1 pseudogene is annotated in these 691 nt (G+C 45.7%); it reads left to right on the plus strand.

The annotated features are described in order from the left end of the window. A pseudogene (locus A3761_RS05925) lies at positions 1 to 555 on the plus strand (TAT-dependent nitrous-oxide reductase); the annotation flags it as partial. Between the last annotated feature and the right edge of the window lie 136 nt (positions 556 to 691).

Here is a 691-nt window from a genome sequence, read left to right on the forward strand (position 1 = left end):
AAGTTCTCTAAAGACCGATTCTTACCGACGGGCCCACTTCGTGCCGAAAATGATCAGTTAATCGATATCTCCGGCGATGAAATGAAGCTGATTCACGACGGCCCGACCTTTGCTGAGCCTCACGATTGTATGATCGTTCATCGAAGCAAAGTGAAGCCAAGCAAAATCTGGAAGCGTGATGACCCCTTCTTCGCTGAAACCGTTGCTCAAGCAAAGAAAGATGGTGTAAATCTTGAAATGGACAACAAGATTATTCGCAAGGGTAACAAAGTGACGGTTTATATGACCTCGGTTGCACCAAACTTTGGCCTGAACAAATTTACCGTTAAGCAAGGCGATGAAGTCACCATGGTGATCACTAACCTTGATATGGTAGAAGACGTAACTCATGGTTTCTGTATGGTCAACCATGGCGTCAGTATGGAAATTGGCCCTCAGCAAACCCAGTCAGTGACCTTTACCGCCGACAAGGTTGGCGTACAATGGTTCTACTGTCACTGGTTCTGCCATGCACTGCATATGGAAATGCGTGGCCGAATGTTAGTCGAAGCTTAAACCCTTTAAGCTTTAGCTAACTGCTAAAGGCGAAAAAGAAGTACAAGATGTCACAACCATCTCGAATACTGCTGGAAACACAGCAGAACAAACAGAAGCACAGTGCGTATATCCTTATGCTGTGCCTCTGTACCTG

The sequence above is a fragment of the Oleiphilus sp. HI0123 genome, assembly GCF_001635315.1.